The organism is Streptomyces sp. NBC_00287, assembly GCF_036173105.1.
Classification (GTDB): Bacteria; Actinomycetota; Actinomycetes; order Streptomycetales; family Streptomycetaceae; genus Streptomyces.
On sequence record NZ_CP108053.1, the window covers coordinates 9,407,850 to 9,425,759 of the forward strand.

The window sequence follows — 17,910 nt, forward strand, 5'->3', positions numbered from 1 at the left end:
TGTGGCATCGGCTCTGTCGGAGGTCGTCCGATGAGCACGGTGGAGTTCACCGACCGCGTCGACCTTCGCCTGCGCGTGAATGGCCTCGACATGCAGCTCCATGCGGTTGACGCACATGTGTCCCTGCTGGATCTGCTGCGTGAGCACCTCGGCCTGACCGGCGCCAAGAAGGGCTGCAACCATGGCGAGTGCGGCGCGTGCACGGTCCTGCTCGACGGCCGCAGGGTGAACGGGTGCCTGGTCCTGGCCGCGGCGGCGGACGGGCGTGAGGTCGTGACCGTAGAGGGCCTTGCCCAGGGCGAGCAGTTGCACCCGGTCCAGCGCGCGTTCATCGACTGCGACGCATTCCAGTGCGGGTTCTGCACCTCCGGCCAGGTGATCTCCGCCGTGGCCTGCATCGACGAGGGCCACACAACCGACGAGCACGAGATCCGCGAGTGGATGAGCGGGAACATCTGCCGCTGCAGCTCTTATCCGCAGATCGTCGAGGCGGTCCAGGCCGCCGCCGCGTCCGAGCATGAGAAGACACCGAGCTGATGATCCCGTTCTCCTACGCTCGTGCCACGACACTGGACGAGGCCCTGGACGCGGTGCGTGATCCGGGGACCGCCGTGCTCGCCGGCGGCACCGAGCTGCTCAACTGGCTGCGCCTTGGCATTGCCGTGCCCGACCGTGTCGTCGACATCTCCCGGGTTCCCGGCCTCGACCGGATCGAGCCGCTGCTTGGCGGTGTACTGCGTATCGGCGCGCTTGTGCGCCTGAACGACGTCGCAGCCGACCCGAACGTCGCCCCTCACCAGCCGCGCCGAACGCCGACACGCCTGCGGCAGTGGGCCTGGGTGAGCGGTTCCCGGGAGCGGTGCAGGCACGCCTGCCCGAGCAGTCGACCCGCCGCAGGAAGGCATTCCCCGGTGCGAAATACTCTCCCGATGAGTTCACGCACTTCCCCGATCAGCCAGCCGATCACGATACGGAGGGCCGTCGCGCGGGATGCCAAACGGCTCACGCGGCTCGTGCGTGGCTCAGGCGCATACGAGGGTAAGTACGCATCCGCAGTCGCGGGCTACCGGGTCGGTCCTGATTACATCGAAGCCCACCGCGCCTTCGTAGCCGTCGGCGCCGACGAGCATGGAGGCCGGGTCCTCGGGTTCTACTCGCTCGTCCTCGTTCCACCGGAGCTCGACCTGCTGTTCGTCGCCGACGAAGCGCAAGGACGGGGTATTGGACGACTGCTCGTGGCGCACATGCAGTCCGAGGCCCGTGCCGCCGGGCTCGACCGTGTCAAGGTCGTGTCGCATCTTCCCGCCGAGGACTTCTACCACCGCGTTGGTGCAGTGCGGACCGGGACCGCGTTTGCGAACCCGCCCGCCGTGCCGTGGGACCGTCCCGAATTCGAGTTTCGCATTCCCTCGGAATGACGCGGTGTGCCGGTTGGCGGGGCACCGGCTTCGCCTGCATGGTGGCCGGCATGCAGGAGCCGCTGGACGCCGCGCGCTCCGTGTGTGCCGTCGTCTCTGCCCTGGCGGGGGAAACGCCTGCGCCAGCGGCCTCCCCCGGTGACTCCCTCGCCTCCGGTACTCCCAGGGCCATCGAAATCGCGTAGACCTCGGCTCGCTCCACACACGATCGAGGTCGGCCGCGCAAATACGTAGTTCACACAACCAGTGCAAGTCGACGGTCTGGGGTGCGATGCCCTTCTTCGCCGTCTGCTCTTCCTGGAAGGCGGTGGTGCCGCTGGTGACGCGCGGGGCGTTGCAGGATGCGTAGCCCTTCTTCGGGGTGCCGGCGCACTGCAGCATCTCCAGGCGGAACCGCCGGCCCGCCCAGCGCTACGGCGTGGGGGGCCGCTGTGGGGAGCGGAGTACGAGCAGGGTGATCTCGCTGGGGGCGAAGATGCGGAATGGCGGGCCCCCAAAGCCGGTGCCGCGGCTGGTGTAGAGGAGGGTGCGGGGGGCGTGGTGGCTGAGGCCGGCGAGGGCGGGCTGGTCGATGCGGACCAGGTGGTGGAAGGGCCAGATCTGGCCGCCGTGGGTGTGGCCGGAGAGTTGGAGGTCGATGCCGTCGGCTGCCGCCCGGTCGACATCATCGCCTTGCCTCGCTCTTGGAGGGTGCTCCGCACCGGGCGGGTGAGATCATCGATGGATGGCCGACGTGCGACTGCCCCCGGGATGCAGTCTTCAGCAGATCCGCGAGGTATCCGGGGACCATGAGGCTGTCGCCCTCGACCCCGATCGGCCAGTGAAGTGGGCCGGCATCGGCGAGGCTCACGAGATGACACGCCCTGAGATGGTGCTCGGGTTCCACAGCCTATGTCTTGTGAAGCCTGTCGATGACGACGACTGGTATATGGGCAGCCTGTACGACGACGGCAGCATCGATTGTTGGGAAGCTTATGGCGACCTGTACGAGGCGCTACGCGGTCTGTAGGAGCAAGCGCCAGGACTCCCTACAGGAGGCGCACTGAACGTCGGCCGGTGGCGGTTCGTTGTGCGGGCCGGAGCGTGGCGCCGCGGTGAGCTGCCGATCTGACGGGGAGTGGGTCAGCCGACGTGGCCCGATTCGACGGGGAAGTCCGGTGGCCAGGGCTTGGACGGGTCGTACAGTGACTCCCACTCGCCCATCAGCGCGTATTCCGCCTCGCGCCAGTTGGGTATGCCCCCGACGACGAAGCTGCCTCCGTCAGGGTCCAGCATCCAGGTGTACTCGCCGTCGGATGTCTTCAGCCCGTGCCGCTCCTTCAGCACAGCGAACTCGTCAGGACTGGCGCGCCGGATGTGGATCCCGTTGCGGTAGTAGGGCTGGAGGAGCATCAGCTCCACATGCCCGATGTAGATCTCGATACGTGTGGTGGTCCGGTCGACCAGCGTTGCCTCGCTCTGCAGGAAGAGCTGCCGGTGGGACGGATTGAACCCGACGACCCGGAACAGCCGTCCCGGACGGATGAAATCGGCCATGGTCGAAACTCTCTCATGATCAATGCAACCGGCTCCTCCTTGGCCGGCTTGAAGCGCTCGGGGTAGATCCTCCTGCCATCCTGTCGCCCTCTGCCACCTTGAAGAGGCCGGAGGCAGAGTACCCACGAACGGTTTCGAGGAGATCAGCGACAGTGTCATCGTCGGTACGTCGTGACTAGGCACGCGGCTACTCGGCGAGGACGTGTGTTCCTTGGTCGGAGCACATGTTCAGCCGAAGGCCGCGTCCGTGTACCGCGGTTACCGGACCAGGTGATCAAGTTCGACACACCGTTCGACGCCGGATGTTAAAGACCGAGCTAGTCGTCGAGGAGGGCCGCTTCCTCGTCGGTGACCTGGGCGAAGCAGGCGTCCTTCGTGGCCATTGCGGTGGAGTGCCTCCAGGCCGAGAGGGCGTAGTGCCGGGCGTGGAGGGTCCAGCCCCGCTTTTTGTAAGTGGCCATGAAGGATGTGCCGTCGTTGCCGAGCGGCACCTCGTCGTCGGTGTCGCCTTTCGCCCAGCCGCTTGCCACCAGGTCCGCGAGTACGAGGTCCAGCTGCCGTCGCATCTGCGCAGGGTCGGACTTGCCGGGGGAGGCATCAGCTGGGCCGTGCGACCAGTGGACCATGCAGGGCGACAGCCGTGCGGTGAGGGTTGCCCGTTTCCGTTCCTTCTGCGTCGATCCTTGGGTGGGAGATTCGCCGCCTCCGAGTTCCGTCAGCCCTTCGGGCAGCCGGGCGGCCGCGGCGGCGGCCTCGAGGTCTGCCCGCACACGCTGCTGGCCGAAAGGCGCCGTGGAGGCCGAGGCCGGGGATGCCTCCGTCTGGGCGGAGGGTTTGCCGCTGCCGCAGCCGGCGACGAGGACCGCGCCGACGACGGCTGTCACGAGCCGTCGGGCCCTGGCCACGGTGGTACGCATGTGCTCTTCTCTCGGTGCCGGACCGCCACCGACCTCTGGGCAGGTCAGGGTGGGTTTTCGATGTCTCGGACCGGGATCTTCGCACAGTCGTTCGTTGGGCTGTGTCGCCGGATGCGTTGTTCGCATGGCCCGGCTCAAGGACTTCAACTTCAAGCTCGTTGTCGTCGAGCAGCTGATGTACACCGACGAACGGCTCACGCTCAGTTCCGGCTGGCACATCTGCTGCGGGAGCAGGGGCTCGGTGACGACCCTTGGGAGTACGCCCATCAGCACGGTCTGGACTTCAAGGTGGTGCCCGAGGCGCGTGGCTACTTCGACTTCTTGGAGATGGGCGAGCAGCTGTTGGCCGGTGTCGAGGAGTTGTGCATGGACGGCGGGAACCAGGTGTACCAGGAGGGTCTGCCGATCATCTCCTTGCCTCTTCGCCGAGCAGCCTGCGCAGCATCCGTATGCTCCCGGTCATGAGATTTCTCCGGCTGCGTGGCCAAAGCGACGCCCAGCGAATGACGGGAACGCCGGTGGGTGAGGCCAAGGCCCTTTACGAAGCGGGGCGTTACGCCGAGGCGGAGGCCGAAGCCCGCGCCGTGGCCCGATCGCGGCCACGCGACGACGAGTACGCAGCCGTGGCGCTGAACATCGCCGCGATCGCGGCGGGCGCTCAGGGCCGCAACGCCGAGGCACTCGCCACCTACGACGAAGCGCTGCCTGCCTTCAGGAGGATATTTGGAGCCGGTCACTGGCTGACCCTGAAGCTGCGCTCGGACCGCGCCCAGCAGATGATCTCGCTCGGTCGGCACGCCGAGTGCGAGGCAGAATGTGCGGTTGTCGCCGAGGCCGCGGGCCGCGGTACCGGCCCGGAAATGTCACTCCTGGCAGCGGCCGCCCGCAATGGGCTGGTCTTCGCTCTCAATGCGCAGGGGCGCCACCAGGAGGCCGAGGCACTTGCCCGCGAGGCCCTGGCCGCCTATCGCGCACGTGACCGGACGTCCCTCGTGCTGCGACTTGGCCTGGCTCGCAGCCTCAACGGCCAAGCCCGGCACGAAGACGCCCTCACCGAGGCGCAGGGCGCCGACAAGCTGTACCGCGCTCTGCCCGAATACCAGCGCCATCCCGATACGGGCGCTGTCGAACTGGCCTTTGCTCATGCCCTGTTGGGGTTGCGCCGCGCTCCCGATGCCCGTCGTCAGGCTGCAGCCGCCCACGATGCCTGCCTGGCCTCCTTCGGCCCGGACCACCGCCGCACCGTCGAAGCCCGCACGTTGCTCGAGCACATCGAGGGCACTCGACCGTAAGCGCAGCGCCTCCGCTCGGGGCGAGTCGCAGGCGCTTCTCGGCGTTTCATCCAGCTGTCGCAACGCGCCGGGCTAACTGAGCGTTTGGTCCGGTGATTCGTGTTTGGTCCCGTCCCGGGTCAGGTTCCACGCCAGTTCAGGGTGGCTTCGCCGGTGAGTCTGCGGGCCATGAGGTTGATCAGCGCGAGGTGGATCATGGCTTCGGAGCGGTGCGGGTGGCGTTCGTAGTCGCGGGCGAGGCAGCGGTGGTGCATGAGCCAGCCGATGCTGCGCGCGATGGTCCACCGTCTCGGGATGATCGTGAACTCGCGGGTGCCGGGCGGGCGTTGGACGGGGTGGACGTCGCTGCCGAGGCGGGCTCCGTGGTCGATGGCGGTGGTGCGGTAGCCCGCGTCCACCCAGGCCTTCGGGATATGCGGGTGGGCGGCGGCGATGCGGGACAGCAGGGTCACGCCGGCTGCGGTGTCGGAGACGTTGGCGGCGGTCACCAGCACGGTCAGCAGCAGGCCGAGGGTGTCGCAGCCGAGGTGGCGCTTACGTCCGGTGATCCGTTTCCCGGCGTCCGTGCCCTGGTCCGCGAGGTGCACGTTGCGGGAGTCTTGATGGTCTGGGAGTCCAGCACGCAGGCCGACGGCTCCGCGCCTCGGCCCTCGGCTTCGCGGACCAGACGCCGCAGCAGGCCGGTGAGCTGCTCGAACCGCCGTCCTGCTGCCACTTGGCGAATTACCCGTATACCGTGGCCCACGGGGCGAAGTCGTGCGGGAGGTAGCGCCAGGGGATGCCGGTGCGGTCCACGTGCAGGATGGCGTTCATGATCTGGCGCAGGTCGTGTTCGGGCGGCCGGCCGATGTCCAGTGCCCGGGCGCGGTGCTGGTCCCGCCAGGACGTCAGAACGGGCTCGATCAGCGCCTGTGGACAGTCACGTTATTCCCCACCCTGACGGTCACGTAATTCCCCAGGTCCTCGCCGCGTATGGGGCTAGGTTGGCCGTCATGGACATGCGGGGGTGGAGGTATCTCTATGTGGGGCCTGACGATCTGAAGACTCTCATCCGAACGGGCGGGGAGGGCCAGAGGGTTCACTCGCCGGCGGACTTCGATGAGTGGGCGTCGAGTCGGCCCGCGGAGGAATTCGCGGAGCCCTTCACCTTCGTTGTCGATGCCGCCGGCGTCCTGCGGCTCGCGCCCCGCCGCAGCGAGCACGTGGTGTGTGCTGGTGGAGACGCGGTCCTGAGCGCTGGCGAGATCAGCTTCCGCGCAGGGTTTGTCCGCGTACTCTCTGTTCTGGCCGGGTCGGTACGTTTGAATGTCCCCAGCAGTCAGGCCACTTCGTTCTCTCGCTCGATGGCTTGGAGGCGGTTCTTCAGGCGGTAGCTCGGGCCGTTGATCGAGATCACTTCGCAGTGGTGGAGGAGGCGGTCGAGGATCGCGGTGGCGAGGACCTCGTCGCCGAAGACCTGGCCCCACTCGCTGAAGGTCTTGTTCGAGGTCAGGATGATCGAGCCCTTCTCGTAACGCTTGGAGATCACCTGGAAGACCAGGTTCGCCTCCGCCCGTTCCAAGGGCTGATATCCCACTTCATCGACCACGAGGACGCTCGGCCGCAGGTAGGTGCCGAGCTTGTTGACCAGCCGTCCGGCCGTCTCGGCGGCTCTGAGGTTGCGGACCATGTCGTCGAGGCTGGTGAAATAGATCGAGTAGCCAGCCCGGCAGGCTGCGACCGCCAACGCGACGGCGATATGTGTCTTGCCGACTCCGGGCGGTCCCAGCAGGGCGGCGTTCGCCTTGGCCTCGACGAACGAAAGACTGGCGAGGTCCTTGACCTTGCGCGGGTCGAGCTCGGGCTGGAACGAGAAGTCGTATTCGTCCAGCGTCTTGTGGTGCGGCAGCTTTGAGAGCCGCAGGCCCTGGCGGAAGCGGCGGTCGTCGCGGACGGCCAGTTCCTCGGACAGGACCAGGTCGAGGAAGTCGAGGTAGCCCATCTTCGCCTCGTCCGCGCGGCGGGTGTAGTCGTTGATGGTCTCCGCGAGGTGGGGCAGGCCGAGCTTGCCGGCCGTGGTGCGGATACGGTTGCCGGTCAGCTCGCTCAAGAGGACTCCTTCGTCGGGGAGTTGGTGGTGAAAGGCCGTGTGCCGGTCAGCTCGTCATAGACCGACAGCGGACGGCGGCCGACCTCGATCTGGGTGACCGCGGACCGGTTCAACAAGGCCTGCAGCGGGCCGGCCTGGCTGCTTCTTGACGGTTCACGATGTGGTGGCGGGGTCACATCGCCGGTGGTGGTGCGGCGTCCTTTGCCGGTGGGCAGGCCGTCCCAGTGCGTCTCTTCGAGGACGCGGACGCCCTTGCCGACCGCCCGTGGATGGGCGGCCAGCAGGGTCTCGCCGCTGGCATCGGGGACGGTCGAGTGCAGCACGACCTGGGCCTTTGTCGCCCTGACCTCGATCAGCTGGCGTGGGCGGACCTTGCGGGCGGGCACCGAGTAGAGGTTGCCTGCGAACGCGACCAGGCAGTCCTTGCCGACCGGTCGCAGATGTCGCTCGGCGACCAGATAGGGGGTGGGCGGCAGCGGTTTGAGGGCCGCGTGGTCGCGGGCGGCCCGGTGTCCGATGACCTCGTGGTGGGTGGCGTGGGTGCGGGCCCGCCGCTGAGGGACCCAGGCCATGAAGGCGGCGTCCATCTCCTCGATGGAGGAGAAGGCCCGCCCGGCCAGGACGTGATCGCGCACGATGAGTACCTGTCGCTCGACCCTGCCCTTGCCGGTGGGCCGGTAGGCGGCCAGGACGTCGATGTCGAAGTCGTAGTGGCCAGCAAAGCCGACTGCCTCCGGGTGCAGCGGCACCGCCTCGCCGGGAGCGACGTGACGGCGCACGACGGTCTTTGTCCGGTCGTAGACGATCGACATCGGCACCCCGCCGAAGTGGGCAAACGCACGGCGGTGGCAGTCGAAGAAGGTCTGCAGGTCCTGGCTGGTGGTGAAGCAGCAGAACGGGTCACGCGAGTACGACAGCGTCATGTGGAACGAGTAGACCTTCGGGATGCCCAAGTGGGCGAGGATCTTGCCTTCGTCACCCCAGTCGACCTGGGCCTGAGCTCCGGGAACCACCTCGAAGCGGCGATGCATGCCCGCCAACTCCCGCGGCTCGATGCCCAGTTCACCAGCCACCCTCGGCCGGGCCTCCTGCAGGTACAGCTTGACCCGCTGGTAGTTGATCGTTGAGCCGTACTCCTTCACCAGGCGCTCGTGCACCACGGCACCCTTGATGAGGATCTCCGCCCGCAGCATCGCGTCGATCAACGGGGCGACTTCGTCGACTGCCTTCCGCCGCGGCCTGCCATTCGAGATTCGCCTCGGTGGCGCCGACGGCGCTGTGCTCGACAGATACTTGCGGACCGTCTTGCGGTCCAGGCCCGTCTCCCGGGCAACCTCCGTCAGACTGACCGCCCCGGACTCCACCAGGGCACGGAACCGCCGTAGTTCCAGCCAGCGTTGCGGGTCCAAGACCACCGTGTCACCGCCCTCCGCCACCCTTCACCGGACGAGCAGCAGAGTGCCGGGACCCACCCTTCACCGCACCATCAAGCGTCCCTTTTCACTCGTACGCGACCGAGGACGTTCACGTGTACGCCGACAGGGTTCGAGCGATGGGCTGTCGATGAGATCAGCAACCAGTCGACCGGCTACTGCCCGGACATCAGCTCGTGGCCGGCAGTTGCCGAGGCCCTGGATCGAGTCGGCTTCACCCGGCCTTCCGGCTTCACGTATGAGGTGATCTTCCGCCGATGCCTGTCCTGCCGACAAGTCAACATCGTGCGTGAAGCGGACTTTGTCTGCGTGTTCTGCGACGGGATCCTGCCGCAGGAGTGGAACGTGGACGGACCCCGGGCGCTAGGGAGTCGCGGGCCGTCGTTCTCGTCGGTGGTGTCCTCCGGGGCTTGTTGGGGCAGTAGCTGGGGCTGGTCGTGATGACCTTCGCCGTCCCCATGGGGAGTCGTGAACGCGAGGGTGGGGAAATACGTAACGCTGAACCCACCCCGAGTGGGGAATTGCGTGACCGTCGACGGCGCCCAGCGCGCGTCCGACAGGTCGCTGGGATAGGGGCCGTGCGGAGTCATGTTTGCGAAGTAGCGGACCGCGGTCGGCCCCGCCAGAGGTCAAAAGGCGGCGCTCGGGGGCGTGTGGGGAGCAGACAGGAGCAGCAGGAACGAAACGACCCTGGCGTCGCGGGCGGGTCGACTGCCCCATCAAGCACAACGACCCCGCCGCCGCAGGACTCCGGAAACGACACTAACTCGACCGAGACAGGACCAAACGCTCAGTCAGTTGGGCGTGGGCCATGCAGGCCCGACGGCAGGAAAGGACGGAACGTTTGCTTGGCTGCTGCACCGTCGCCCCCTGCCTCGCCCCGCCAATAGGCCAGGTTGGCGTGGGCGGTGAGGGTGCGGGGGTGGTCTTCGCCACAGCACTCGGATCCGGTCGGCGAGTAGGTCGGCGTAGGCGGTGGCGGCTGCGGCCGCATCCCCCGCCGCCCCCTGCCAGTGGGCCAGCTTATGCCGGGTGGTGGTGCACTCGGCCGACCTCGGGGAGTTGCAGCGCGGGCGGTTCCGGCTGGAGGTCGTGAGCGTGTCCCGCGGCGCCGGCGTCTTAACGGGCCGCTTCCTCAGCGTGCTCGCCCCTGCCGACCGCGAGGCACTGACCACGGAGCTCGCCGGCCTCCCGGCCGCAGACGGCAACACCGTGCCCGCGCAACTGTCCTTGCCACCGCTGCTCCCCGAGACCACCCACGTCACCCGCACCCCGCAGGTACTGCCCACCGTGATCAGCCTCCAGTAGTACCGCGCCACGGAGGACGACGTCCTCACCCCGAAGGACTGGCGGTGGGGTGCGACGGCCGCCGCATGTATCTCGCCGTTCCCCAGCGCGGCCACCGCGTCGAGGCCGTGGGGATGAATGCGCTGAAAACCTGCTCGGTGCAGTCGCCGGTCCGAGAACGGGCTGGCGACTGCCACGACCGCAGGATCGTGGCGGTTTCCTCCATCATGTGGGCCAAAGAACGCCGAACGAGGTGGAGGCCCTCATGCATGAGGAGTTCTGGCGGACGGTTCGGCATGCAATCGGGACCACACCTCGGACCGTCCGGTTCATCGCCATACTGCTGGCGTTGGGAGCATTTCCCTATGCCTTCTCGCTGGGCTGGCCCTGGTCATGACCCGATCCGTAACTGTGCCGTCTGGCACGTGCGGTCCGGTCCTGCACGAGCATCGAGTTTCAAGTCGGCCTCTGGTGGGGGCCGTCCTCCAGCCCGCGTATAGATCGACTTGGGGCTTGGGTGGCATCCGTCCCCCTCACCACGCGGTGCACTTCCATGGTCCCACGCAAGCACCCGGGTGGTGTCCAAACTCGGTTCTGGCACAGATCTTGGGGAACGGTCGCAGAGCGTCACCTTGGTGTTCGATTGCGAGGGGGCGGGTCGCGTGAGCCCGCGTACGCCTACCCGCCCGGCAGCCGAAAATGACACTCCATCAAATCCTTGGTCGTCCCTGTCTCGGCCGGTCCTAGACGGTGATCGTGCTGGTCATGCAGACCGATGCACCGTTCTGGGGCTCGTTGGTGTTCGCCGGGATCGACGAGGTGGATGTCGAGGCGGTGACGGCCGCGTTCGGCACGGTCGAGGTGGTGGCGAGAGGCCGCGCGGCCGGCTCTGCATGTCCGGACTGCGGCCGGTTCTCGGTCCGAGTCCACGACCGCTACCAGCGCAGGCTGAAGGACCTTCCACTCGCTGAGCAGGGCTTTGTGATCCGGCTGACGGTCCGGCGCTTCATCTGCGGGTCGGCGGGCTGCCCGCGCCGGACGTTCGCCGAGCCGTTCTCCCGGCTGGCCGCCCCGCACGCACGGTTCACCACTCGGCTCAACCACGCCCTGGAGCGAGTGGGGCTCGCGCTGGCCGGGCGGGCCGGAGCTCGTCTGGCTGCCCAGTTGGGTTTCGGCGCGGGACGGATGACCTTGTTACGCAGGGTCATGGCACTGTCCGATCCACGGGTCGGCACGCCGCGTGTGCTGGGCGTGGACGACTTCGCGATCCGTCGCGGCCAGACCTACTCCACCGTCTTGACCAGCGTCGAAGACCATCGCGTGGTCGATGTGCTCCCGACCCGTGAAGCCGGGCCACTGGCCGCATGGCTGATCAGCCACCCCGGCGTGGAAATCATCTGCCGGGACCGGGCGGGCGCCTACGCCGAGGGCGCCCGGCGCGGTGCCCCCGACGCTCTGCAGGTCGCCGACCGGTTCCATCTGTGGCAGGGCCTCGGCCGAGCCGTGGAGACCTGCGTCGCCGCCCACCGCGACTGCCTGCGCAATCCGTCGCCCAGCGGCATGCTGCCGGAGGCCACCCGACCGGCTTCCGGTCGGCCGCAGGACGACTCGGAGCCCGTCGGCCGGCGGGCCGAGCGGAAGAAGGCCGCACACGCCCTGGTCCACGAGCTCCTTGCTCAAGGTCACTCACGCCGGGCGATCGCCCGGCACCTGGGCTGGGGCCTCAACACCGTGCTCCGATACGCGAACGCCGCACGCTGGCAGGACACCTTCCGCGAGAATCGGCCCCGGCCCAGCAGGCTGGATCCCTACAAGCCCTACCTGGAGCGCCGATTCGCAGCAGGATGCACCAGCGTCACCCACCTCCACAGGGAACTCGTTGCCGACAACGCGCCCGTCACCTACCAAATGGTCCGCACCCACATCGCCACCCTCCGCGGCTCCGGTGGCACCCCACCCCGGCCCCCGACGGTGCGCCAGGTGACCGGCTGGCTCACCCGACACCCCACCACGCTGAGCGCGGACGACCGCGCCGGCCTGAAGGACGTCCTGGCACGCTGCCCCGAACTGGACACGGCCGCCGGGCATGTTCGCGACTTCGGCGAGATACTCACGGGCCGCCTCGGCGCCATGCTCCCTGCCTGGATCGACGCAGTTGACGCCAGCCAACTACCCGGCCTCACCGGCTTCGCACTCCACCTGCTCCGGGACCGCGACGCCGTGACAGCCGGCCTCACCTTGGACTGGAGTTCCGGCAGCATCGAAGGCGCCGTGAACCGCATCAAGAAGATCAAGAGGCAGCTCTACGGGCGAGCCGGATTCGAACTCCTACGCAAAATGATCCTGCTTCAGTGACCCTCAGTCACGACTCCACAGGATCTCTACCGACGTCGGTCAGGCCATCTCGACAAATCGGTGGACGCGAAAGGACGTCAGGTGATCGGGTTGAACGCTTGCCGAGTCCACCCGGTAGCGCGGCCAGCGCCGAGTTCGAGAGCGGTGCTGTCCGTGAGTGTCCCTACCTCAGTGCCCGAAGTAGGCGGCATCGAACATCACGAGCTCGGCGGTGAGAAGCCCAGCCCGGATGATGTCGGCGACACCATCCTCGCTCTCCGCGTAGCACCAGCGGACGAGGACCCGATGCTCAGGAAGATAGGCGGTGTGGAGAGAGGTTCGTTCCCGAGGACCAGCGCCTCGGCGCCGTCAGGCAGCGCGAGGACTCCAACGAATTCCATCACCTCGCAAGCCCGGTCGTAGTCGCCCTCCGTTCCCGACCAATGCGACAGCGCGGCGCATGGAACCACGATGAACAGGCCGCCCTCCACGGAGGCCACGGCCTGCGCCGCCTCAGTGCTGTCTGGGTTCTCTTCGGGTGCTGGGGGCGTGGTTCCTTTGTCGCTTCCGCACACGTGGGGTGCTATGGGCAAGTGATCAGGAAGCGTGGCGTTGGGCGGTTGCACCGCCTCGCACAACGACGTGCCGCCAGGCGGCGTCAGCGACAAAACCGTCGGTTCGGAGCGAGTGACTCCACAGGCGGCAGCCACAGGGAGTGGATCGGATTGGTGGCAGTCAGCCTTCCGGGCCTGGCTGCACTGGCCGCGCTGCTGTTCACCTGGATGCAGGTGGGACAGGCCACCAAGGAACTTCGGATCAGTGAGCAGGGACAGATCACTAACCGGTTCAACGCCGCTATCACCAACTTGGGATCGTCAACCCTTGATGTACGTCTGGGCGGAATCTACGCCCTGGAGCGCATCATGGAGGACTCCGAGCGTGACACCGAGACGATCACCATTATCCTGTGCGCATATGTACGTCTCCATGCCCCCCTTTCAGAAGAAGATGCCAAGAAGACACACAGCGCGTCGGAGGAGGACTCGCCGCCAGTCGATATTGCGGCGGTGATGGACGTGCTGGCCGCCCTGCCTGAGCTCGAAGGCGGGTGGGCGCACAACGTGGATCTAAGCCGCACCGATCTGAGGGGCCTGGACTCCGGGCGGGGATCAAGTAACTTCGAGGCTGCGTATTTCTTGGGAGCAAACCTTTCCGGCGCCTCCCTGAGAACCGCGCTACTCAATACCGCAACCTTTGACAAGGCTAACCTTCATGGCGCGGACCTGTCGAGCGCCGACCTGTCCGAGGCTTCCCTGATCGACGCGGACCTATCCAACGCGGTGCTGGTCGACGCGGACCTCCGCAAGGCGGACTTTACAGGGGCCGACCTGACGAAGGCCGACTTTACCGGCGCGCTCCTCAAGGGGGCGCAGCTGAAAGGGGCAAAGCTGGACGGAGCCCGTGGGCTGCCGCCGTCCCTTCGCTAGATCTCTGATGCATTCCCAGCACGTGACTCACATGCCTGACGGCACATCAGTCGTCTGACCTGCGCGAATGACCCCGAACCTCAGATAACGATCGAGGTGCACGGTGACGGGCCCATGGTCGTGACCTTCCCTTGCAATCGAACGGATACCGTCACCCTCCGCGACCGCTCCCCAAGATCTGTGCCAGAACCCCAAACTCATCGATACCGCGTCCCGATGAGAGCCGGTGTCCTCGCTGACCGACAGGCGTTGTCACTCGGCCCGTGCCCCCACCGGATCATCCGGATCTGCGAACGCCAGGGCGTCCCGGTCCTCGCCGACCGCGCCTACATGGGAGCGAGCCCCTGGGTGACGACACCCCTCAGGCGCCCACCGGGCCGCGACCTCACGCCCACCCAACAAACCGTCAACCGCGCGCTGTCCGTAGCCAGGGCATCGGTCGAGCGCGGCGTCACACGGCTGAAGTCGTGGCGGATCTTCCGCAGGTCGCGGTGCAGCCCGAGTCGAATGTCGTCCATCTCTGCCACCATCCTCGCCCTGGAGCGGCAACGCTGAAAAGGCTCCGTGTTCCCAAACGGGCGGTGCGGTCGTGGTGTCGGTCGTCGCTGCTTCCTCCTCGGCAGGGTGCCGTCTGATGCGGTTGATCCGGGTTGCTGCACAGGTTGGACCGGCTCAGCGTGGCTCGTCGGTGAAGCGCGGTGCAGCACCTAGATTTGCCCCGCCCTTCCAGTCTGCGTCGGCTACTGGTTGCAGGGGCTGCTGCTCTGACGGCAGGAGGGCTGCCACACGCGTCGATTCGGACGCACACCTCTGGGAGAGGCCATGACGACAACTCCTGGCGGGGAGCCCATTCCCCCCGACGCTCACGACCCGGCCAGCCGTCGCAGCTTCCTGAAGTACTCGGCACTGGCAGCATCGGTACCCGCACTGCAGTCCGTACTCGCAAACCCCGCTGCGGCCGCTGCTGCACCGGGCGCGTACGCGCCCGTTCCGCCCACCGCAATCGGTCCGCAGATCCCCGCGAAGGGCTATCTGGTCCAGGAGATCGGCGAGCGGCTGTACTGGCTGACGGACGGCTTCTACCAGATCATGTTCCTGGTGACCCAACGTCACCATCACAAGAGGCAGCGTGTCATCGTCGTGGACGCTCCCCCGACGCTGGGGGGCAACATCCTCCGCGCGATCGAGGAGGTGGCACCGGGTGCCCGTATCAGCCACCTGGTGTACTCCCACTACCACGCGGACCACATCGGCGCGGCGGACAAGCTCCGCGACGCGAGCCTCCAAAAGCTAGTGATCATCGCCCACGAGCAGACCGCCCACCTGCTCAAGCAGGTACCCGAGTCCACCAGGCCGCCGATGCCGAACCGCTCCGTCTCCAGCCGCTACCGTCTGGAGGTGGACGATCAGGTCCTGGAGCTCCACTACAAGGGCCCCAACCACAGCCAGGACAACCTGTTCATCTACGCGCCGCGGCAGAGGGTCCTGAACGTCGTGGACATCGTCTACCCCGGCTGGGTCCCGTTCAGGAACCTCGTAGTGTCCACGAACATCCCCGGCTGGCTCAACGCGCACAACCAGATCCTGGAGTTCGACTTCAAGACCTACATCGGCGGGCACCTGACCCGTCTGGGTACCCGGCAGGACGTCAAGATCCAGCAGGAGTACCTGCGCGACCTGGAGCACTACGGCAGGAAGGCCATCACCGAGTTCGTCGACGTGGGACCCCTCTTCGCCAAGTACCCGGACAACCCCTGGGCCCTGTTCAAGGAGTACCTCGACATCCTCACCCAGACCACGGCCGACGCCGTCACCCCGGCCTGGACCAGCCGGCTCGGCGGCGCCGACGTCTTCACCTTCGACAACGCCTGGACCATGGTCGAATCCCTGCGGCTCGACCACAAAGTCCTCGGCCCCTTCGGCACCCGCGCCTGAGCCCGACGATGCCGGGGATCGCGGCGTTCCCCGGTGCGACAGCATGATCAGCGGGCATGCTCGGGGCTGTTCCGCAGGCCAAGTGCAGCTAGGTGCCCGTTGTCGCTCCGTCCTCGTTCCGGTGAGCAGGTCACGTCTTTGACCGAGCAGATCACGCCGGCGAACAACCCGGCTGGCACGGCGGCGACGTGGGTGAGAAGGCTCCCCGTTCATCCGTAGGCGGCTCTGCACATAGACGAGTATGCCGACAGCGGGAGCCTGTCCGTCCCCGACCAGAAGCGCAACCGGTCCTGGCTCGGCCGCAGCGAACGCCGCTGCGGCCCGACCGGCTGATGCTCATGACCCTGTGCGAAACAGGCACCCGCGGCCTGAATGGACGGTCGGCTGAGCCCGTACCGACGGTGTTCAGCCAGGGGAAAGTATGTCGCTGAAGGGTCGGAGCGCGCCGCCGGGCTATAGGTAGAGATCGCCGGAATCAGCCCATTTCCGGCGGTCATCGAGAAGGAGCGAACAATGGCCGACCCCGAGCTGGACGTAGACGGAATCGCAGTACTGCGCAACAAGGTGAGCATCGGTCGCTACGACCCCGACTGGGTGGAGAACGCCGCACAGCTGGAGGTGTCCAACAGCAGGGAAGGCGGCGGGAACAACAGTCACGCCGTGAACGCGTACTCCAAGACGGGCGTCGGGGTGGACGCGACCAGCGCGACGACCTATGGCCTGGTCGCGAGCGGCGGTTACAAGGCCGCATGGTTCCGTGGCGACGTCATGGTGGACGGAAAACTCACCAAAACTACCCTTGAATTCACCATCGACCATCCGCTGGAGCCGGAAGGCAAGTACCTCAATCATGCTTCCGTCGAGAGCGACGAGAGGAAGAACGTATACGACGGAGAAGTTGTCCTGGACGGGACCGGAGAGGCCGAAATCGTCCTGCCGGACTGGTTCCAGGCACTCAACGAGCGGTTCCGCTACCAGCTCACAGCCGTCGGCCGCGCGGCCCCGAACCTGCACGTGGGACAGGAGCTGGACGGCAATCGGTTCACCATCACCGGAGGAGACCCCGGGACGCGCGTCTGCTGGCAGGTGACCGGAGTCCGGCACGATCCCTACGCGCGCGCCAACCCGCTCGTCGTCGAGACCTCCAAGAGCGGGCACGAGCACGGCAAGTACCGGCATCCCGAGGCGTACGGGCTGTCGCTCGAGCGGCGGATCGTACCGCCCGCGTATGTCTCACCCGTGAAGGCATGAGACGAAGGCCTGAGACGGCGACCCGCGCAGTTCAACCGGACTGCCGGGCCGCCTCGGCCAAGGTGGTGAGGATGCGCCGGGTCTTGTTCTCGGAATGCTCGGAGACCGTCAGCCCACGCTCCCGCACCGCTTCGTTCAGGCGGCGCTGCTTGCGCCCGGCCCGCGCCGTGAATTCGTCGGCGTTCTCCCCGTTCTTGGGCTTCACCCGGATCGAGGCCTCCAAGAAGTCCAGTTCGGCGGCCGACCACGTCTCCAGGTTCACCTCCAGGTCCCCGAGCGAAACGTCCCGGGCTCGGGCAGAGAAGACCGGACCCAGCGCCACCAGCCCGTCGAGCCGGACGGCGGAAGCGCAGGCGTGCACGAACTGGTCCTGCACCTCGTCGATCGGTGCGGCGGGATCGGCTCCGGGCTGCACCGCGGCCGACAGCGCGCCCGGCGGGTGATCGTGCACCAGGGAGGCGGCCAGCACGCGGCCGCTCATCGTCCGGGGCCGCTGGCGGTGATATTGAACTGGTAGCGGCCGAGGAAGTTGAGGTGTCGGTCCTTGAGCGGGGAGAGTCGGGCCGCGTCCTCGTCCTCGTCCTCGATGTCGTGTCCCTCTGCGCGAAGCTGGGCGACGGCGGCGTCCAGGTAGCGGGTGTTCCACAGGACCACGGCGTTGAGGACCCGGCCGAGTGCGGCGAGCTGGTCTTGCTGTCCCTTGCGGTACGCCTGGCGGATCTGGCCCCGGCCGCCATGGCAGATCGCGTGGGCCAGCCGGTGGCGGGACTTCGAGGTTGAGGAACAACGGCATCAAAGAAATGCCGTTTCTATGACAGAGAGACGGAGAGGTTCACCGCCCCAACGCGCCGCATTGAGTGCGGCGACGAGGCAGGCTGCGCAGCTACGAACCGATCGGAGGTACGGCTGGCCGTTTGATGTTGAGGTGCCG

15 protein-coding genes and 6 pseudogenes are annotated in these 17,910 nt (G+C 67.1%); 12 read left to right on the top strand and 9 right to left on the bottom strand.

The annotated features are described in order from the left end of the window. Positions 1-30: 30 nt before the first annotated feature. The 3 genes and pseudogenes from OHT76_RS42935 to OHT76_RS42945 all read left to right on the top strand — a co-directional run bounded on the left by OHT76_RS42935 (position 31) and on the right by OHT76_RS42945 (position 1,418). Positions 31-537, top strand: coding sequence for a (2Fe-2S)-binding protein (locus OHT76_RS42935; RefSeq protein ID WP_328876290.1), 507 nt, complete (start codon positions 31-33; stop codon positions 535-537). After that, positions 537-800: pseudogene (locus OHT76_RS42940) on the top strand (FAD binding domain-containing protein); the annotation flags it as partial. The gene OHT76_RS42935 and the pseudogene OHT76_RS42940, both read left to right, overlap by 1 nt. 129 nt (positions 801-929) lie before the next feature. Continuing rightward, positions 930-1,418 carry a GNAT family N-acetyltransferase gene (locus tag OHT76_RS42945; RefSeq protein ID WP_328876755.1) on the top strand — a complete coding sequence of 163 codons (489 nt, stop codon included), beginning with the start codon at positions 930-932 and terminating at the stop codon, positions 1,416-1,418. Between the two features lie 411 nt (positions 1,419-1,829). Here the strand turns inward: OHT76_RS42945 and OHT76_RS42950 are convergent. Further along, a pseudogene (locus OHT76_RS42950) lies at positions 1,830-2,099 on the bottom strand (metallophosphoesterase); the annotation flags it as partial. A 43-nt stretch (positions 2,100-2,142) separates the two neighbouring features. On the opposite strand from OHT76_RS42950, the gene OHT76_RS42955 reads away from it, so the two are divergent. Continuing rightward, complete coding sequence (locus OHT76_RS42955) at positions 2,143-2,427, top strand: hypothetical protein (RefSeq protein WP_328876291.1); 285 nt, start codon at positions 2,143-2,145, stop codon at positions 2,425-2,427. Positions 2,428-2,540: 113 nt separating this feature from the next. On the opposite strand, the gene OHT76_RS42960 is transcribed toward OHT76_RS42955, so the two are convergent. Both OHT76_RS42960 and OHT76_RS42965 read right to left on the bottom strand, forming a co-directional pair. Beyond that, positions 2,541-2,954 carry a hypothetical protein gene (locus OHT76_RS42960; RefSeq protein WP_328876292.1) on the bottom strand — a complete coding sequence of 138 codons (414 nt, stop codon included), beginning with the start codon at positions 2,952-2,954 and terminating at the stop codon, positions 2,541-2,543. Between the two features lie 317 nt (positions 2,955-3,271). Then, complete coding sequence (locus tag OHT76_RS42965; RefSeq protein WP_328876293.1) at positions 3,272-3,871, bottom strand: hypothetical protein; 600 nt, start codon at positions 3,869-3,871, stop codon at positions 3,272-3,274. Positions 3,872-3,982: 111 nt separating this feature from the next. Here OHT76_RS42965 and OHT76_RS44280 point away from each other — a divergent pair, with 111 nt between their 5' ends. Together OHT76_RS44280 and OHT76_RS42970 are read left to right on the top strand one after the other, a co-directional pair. Next, positions 3,983-4,336, top strand: a complete 354-nt coding sequence (locus OHT76_RS44280) for a DUF6892 domain-containing protein (RefSeq protein WP_443049954.1) — start codon at positions 3,983-3,985, stop codon at positions 4,334-4,336. Continuing rightward, positions 4,333-5,163, top strand: a complete 831-nt coding sequence (locus OHT76_RS42970; protein ID WP_328876294.1) for a tetratricopeptide repeat protein — start codon at positions 4,333-4,335, stop codon at positions 5,161-5,163. The genes OHT76_RS44280 and OHT76_RS42970 overlap by 4 nt, the downstream gene beginning before the upstream one ends. A 119-nt stretch (positions 5,164-5,282) precedes the next feature. Here OHT76_RS42970 and OHT76_RS42975 read toward each other — a convergent pair. The 3 genes and pseudogenes from OHT76_RS42975 to istA all read right to left on the bottom strand — a co-directional run bounded on the left by OHT76_RS42975 (position 5,283) and on the right by istA (position 8,667). Continuing rightward, positions 5,283-6,069 (bottom strand): annotated as a pseudogene (locus OHT76_RS42975) (IS5 family transposase). A 412-nt stretch (positions 6,070-6,481) separates the two neighbouring features. Then, entirely contained in the window at positions 6,482-7,252 is a 771-nt protein-coding gene (gene istB, locus OHT76_RS42980) for an IS21-like element helper ATPase IstB (protein ID WP_328868710.1), read from the bottom strand. Beyond that, positions 7,249-8,667, bottom strand: coding sequence for an IS21 family transposase (gene istA / locus OHT76_RS42985; protein WP_328868711.1), 1,419 nt, complete (start codon positions 8,665-8,667; stop codon positions 7,249-7,251). The genes istB and istA overlap by 4 nt, the downstream gene beginning before the upstream one ends. Before the next feature lie 1,050 nt (positions 8,668-9,717). On the opposite strand from istA, the pseudogene OHT76_RS42990 reads away from it, so the two are divergent. After that, a pseudogene (locus tag OHT76_RS42990) lies at positions 9,718-10,118 on the top strand (lantibiotic dehydratase); the annotation flags it as partial. A gap of 619 nt (positions 10,119-10,737) precedes the next feature. Beyond that, positions 10,738-12,327 carry an ISL3 family transposase gene (locus tag OHT76_RS42995; protein WP_328876295.1) on the top strand — a complete coding sequence of 530 codons (1,590 nt, stop codon included), beginning with the start codon at positions 10,738-10,740 and terminating at the stop codon, positions 12,325-12,327. A 197-nt stretch (positions 12,328-12,524) separates the two neighbouring features. Here OHT76_RS42995 and OHT76_RS43000 read toward each other — a convergent pair whose 3' ends face one another. Continuing rightward, positions 12,525-13,016, bottom strand: a complete 492-nt coding sequence (locus tag OHT76_RS43000; RefSeq protein ID WP_328876296.1) for an Imm21 family immunity protein — start codon at positions 13,014-13,016, stop codon at positions 12,525-12,527. An 18-nt stretch (positions 13,017-13,034) separates the two neighbouring features. Between OHT76_RS43000 and OHT76_RS43005 the strand changes: the two genes are divergently transcribed. The 4 genes and pseudogenes from OHT76_RS43005 to OHT76_RS43020 all read left to right on the top strand — a co-directional run bounded on the left by OHT76_RS43005 (position 13,035) and on the right by OHT76_RS43020 (position 16,979). Beyond that, positions 13,035-13,793 (top strand): pentapeptide repeat-containing protein, encoded by a 759-nt coding sequence (locus tag OHT76_RS43005; protein ID WP_328876297.1) that lies wholly within the window; start codon positions 13,035-13,037, stop codon positions 13,791-13,793. Between the two features lie 270 nt (positions 13,794-14,063). Then, positions 14,064-14,348 (top strand): annotated as a pseudogene (locus tag OHT76_RS43010) (transposase family protein); the annotation flags it as partial. 267 nt (positions 14,349-14,615) lie between these two features. Beyond that, a complete protein-coding gene (locus tag OHT76_RS43015; protein ID WP_328876298.1) occupies positions 14,616-15,728 on the top strand; it encodes an MBL fold metallo-hydrolase in 1,113 nt (370 codons plus the stop codon). Positions 15,729-16,241: 513 nt separating this feature from the next. After that, on the top strand, positions 16,242-16,979 hold the full coding sequence (locus OHT76_RS43020) for a hypothetical protein (RefSeq protein WP_328876299.1): 738 nt from the start codon (positions 16,242-16,244) through the stop codon (positions 16,977-16,979). Between the two features lie 31 nt (positions 16,980-17,010). Here the strand turns inward: OHT76_RS43020 and OHT76_RS43025 are convergent, their stop codons facing one another. Both OHT76_RS43025 and OHT76_RS43030 read right to left on the bottom strand, forming a co-directional pair. Next, positions 17,011-17,460 carry a hypothetical protein gene (locus tag OHT76_RS43025; RefSeq protein WP_328876300.1) on the bottom strand — a complete coding sequence of 150 codons (450 nt, stop codon included), beginning with the start codon at positions 17,458-17,460 and terminating at the stop codon, positions 17,011-17,013. Further along, positions 17,457-17,759: pseudogene (locus tag OHT76_RS43030) on the bottom strand (Tn3 family transposase); the annotation flags it as partial. The gene OHT76_RS43025 and the pseudogene OHT76_RS43030, both read right to left, overlap by 4 nt. Positions 17,760-17,910: the final 151 nt, after the last annotated feature.

Coding starts and splice junctions, on each gene's coding strand:
- OHT76_RS42935 (WP_328876290.1), top strand. CDS start 31: ATGAGCACGGTGGAGTTCACCGACCGCGTCGACCTTCGCCTGCGCGTG.
- OHT76_RS42945 (WP_328876755.1), top strand. CDS start 930: ATGAGTTCACGCACTTCCCCGATCAGCCAGCCGATCACGATACGGAGG.
- OHT76_RS42955 (WP_328876291.1), top strand. CDS start 2,143: ATGGCCGACGTGCGACTGCCCCCGGGATGCAGTCTTCAGCAGATCCGC.
- OHT76_RS42960 (WP_328876292.1), bottom strand. CDS start 2,954: ATGGCCGATTTCATCCGTCCGGGACGGCTGTTCCGGGTCGTCGGGTTC.
- OHT76_RS42965 (WP_328876293.1), bottom strand. CDS start 3,871: ATGCGTACCACCGTGGCCAGGGCCCGACGGCTCGTGACAGCCGTCGTC.
- OHT76_RS44280 (WP_443049954.1), top strand. CDS start 3,983: ATGCGTTGTTCGCATGGCCCGGCTCAAGGACTTCAACTTCAAGCTCGT.
- OHT76_RS42970 (WP_328876294.1), top strand. CDS start 4,333: ATGAGATTTCTCCGGCTGCGTGGCCAAAGCGACGCCCAGCGAATGACG.
- OHT76_RS42995 (WP_328876295.1), top strand. CDS start 10,738: ATGCAGACCGATGCACCGTTCTGGGGCTCGTTGGTGTTCGCCGGGATC.
- OHT76_RS43015 (WP_328876298.1), top strand. CDS start 14,616: ATGACGACAACTCCTGGCGGGGAGCCCATTCCCCCCGACGCTCACGAC.
- OHT76_RS43020 (WP_328876299.1), top strand. CDS start 16,242: ATGGCCGACCCCGAGCTGGACGTAGACGGAATCGCAGTACTGCGCAAC.
- OHT76_RS43025 (WP_328876300.1), bottom strand. CDS start 17,460: ATGAGCGGCCGCGTGCTGGCCGCCTCCCTGGTGCACGATCACCCGCCG.